Here is a 1,544-nt window from a genome sequence, read left to right as displayed (position 1 = left end):
GTAAACTACCCCACCCTACTCCCTCGGCGCATACGGGCCTCGGTCCTTGAGGGTGTCGTCAGAAACCAATGGTTTCTGACTGCTAACCAGAAATCAAAGACTTCTGGTGATGGGGCTTTGATGTGGACTTCCGGCAATCAGTCCCCGGCGGTAGGCCGGTGACTCTTGCCATTCAACGTCCCACCATTTATACGCAGGTCTACTTTTGCGTCTCCGCCCCCCGACTTAGGCGAGGAACGGAGTTTGTGTCGTCGGTTCCGGGCGTAGCGTAGCCCGATGTTCTTCGCGCCGTTGTAGTCCGCGTTCACCTCGTATCCGCACTTCTGGCAACAGAAGTGTTCTCCGTCGCGGTTGTCCTCGTGCGTGAACCCACAGTCCGTCCGAGAACAGCGTTGGGATGTGTGGTTCGGCTTAACTTGCTCAACGGAGACGCCCTGCTCGGGTGCTTTGTAGGAGACGTACTCGTAGAGGCGTCGAAACGCCCATACGTGGTGCCACTTCGCGTGCAAAAGCCGCTCGCGTATGTCGGTCAAGTCCTCAAACACTATTACGTCGCAATCGTGTTCGACGGCTTCCCCGACGAGTTCGTTGGCGACCGTGTGGATGTATTGTTTCCGCCACGCTTCTTCGCGTTTACCGAGTCGAAGCAGGGCGTTGTGTGCGGCTTGTGTACCGCGCTGTTGCATCTCTCCACGTCGCTTCTCGAACTCACGACACCAGTGGTCGTAATCGTCACCTTGCCAGAACGTACCGGTTGAGGAGACGGCGAGACTGTTGACGCCGAGGTCGATACCGAGGACCGTTTGGTCGGGGTGCCCGGTATCTTCCGAAACCTCTGCGTCGTCGCCGTCCGACTCACACCGTCGAGTCGAGATGTTGAGGTAGAACTCGTCTGTTGCCGCGTCGTACCGAAGCGTACTCTCGCAGAACTCGTAGTCCTCGGAGAGTACGTACTGCTCGTAGGGCGTCAGGCTGTCTGCCGGGAGAACGAACGAGGGTTCGACCCGACCCTCAACAGTTGCCAGCGACACCTTGTTGGGGTAGAAGGTCGCGCTTCGCGTGTCGTAGTCCGTCGTCTCAGCGGTGAATGTCGGGCAAGAGACGCGCTGTCCCTTCTTCCAGCGTTCGACAACACCTTTGACGGATCCGACGGCGCGGCGGATGGCGGCTTGGACGAGTTGTGCCTGTAAGTCCGTCTCCGCTCGGAGTTCGGAGTAGAGCGCGTCCCGGACCTGCCGCTTGTTGGTCTTGCACTTAGTGTATGAGGTGTCCGACCAACAGTAGTCGGCGGTTCGGTTCGCGCAGTACAGGTATTGCTCGGCGGTTCGGTGGAGTACGTCGCGTTGCTCGTCGGAAATGGCGAGTTTCACGACGGCGGTTCGACGCACGTCCATACTTCAGGGGAGGACCAACGGTACTTATACGTTGGGAGTCGATCGGTTGGAGTGTGTCGGTTGTGTCGTACCATGTCGGTTTCCTCTCCGGCCTACTCGCTCTCTTCGGTCGCTCCTTGAGGCCGGAGGCTCCACCTTGAATTACGCTGA

1 protein-coding gene is annotated in these 1,544 nt (G+C 58.7%); it reads right to left on the bottom strand.

Annotation, left to right across the window (positions count from 1 at the left end):
- Positions 1-137 precede the first annotated feature (137 nt).
- Positions 138-1,394: an RNA-guided endonuclease InsQ/TnpB family protein gene (locus NO876_RS17900; protein WP_256423040.1), complete on the bottom strand. Its 1,257-nt coding sequence runs from the start codon at positions 1,392-1,394 to the stop codon at positions 138-140.
- Positions 1,395-1,544 lie beyond the last annotated feature (150 nt).

It is taken from the genome of Halobellus rarus, assembly GCF_024494595.1.
Lineage (GTDB): Archaea > Halobacteriota > Halobacteria > Halobacteriales > Haloferacaceae > Haloquadratum > Haloquadratum rarum.
This window is presented reverse-complemented; position numbering and strand designations above follow the sequence as displayed.